Origin of the sequence: Gelidibacter salicanalis (assembly GCF_016469035.1) — a bacterium.
GTDB classification, from domain to species: Bacteria; Bacteroidota; Bacteroidia; order Flavobacteriales; family Flavobacteriaceae; genus Gelidibacter; species Gelidibacter salicanalis_A.
Genome location: NZ_JAEHJZ010000191.1, coordinates 1 through 227, shown reverse-complemented (window position 1 = coordinate 227; position 227 = coordinate 1). Strand labels below are relative to the sequence as shown.

The following is a 227-nucleotide window of genomic DNA, read 5'->3' as shown; positions in this document are numbered from 1 at the left end:
AAATGGTGGCCGGATGGTTTAATCAGCGTCGTGTGAACTATGCCGAGTTCTGGTCGTCTGTATTTTTGGAGCCAGCAGCAAATTTGCACACCTTTCGCCCCTTTCTCCAAGTGACTCTCGTTGGGCCATGCCTTCTGCACCAGCTATCACTTTTGGCCGAAGCCAAGACGACATTCGCTACTCGAAGAGCACTCTCCACCGACCGTCTGGCAGAACACTGAAGGTAC

1 protein-coding gene is annotated in these 227 nt (G+C 52.4%); it reads left to right on the top strand.

What is annotated here, in order from left to right; all coding sequences use genetic code 11:
- The coding region (locus tag JEM65_RS22545; RefSeq protein ID WP_233530784.1) for a hypothetical protein at nt 1–221 on the top strand (221 nt) is incomplete at its 5' end.
- Nucleotides 222–227 lie beyond the last annotated feature (6 nt).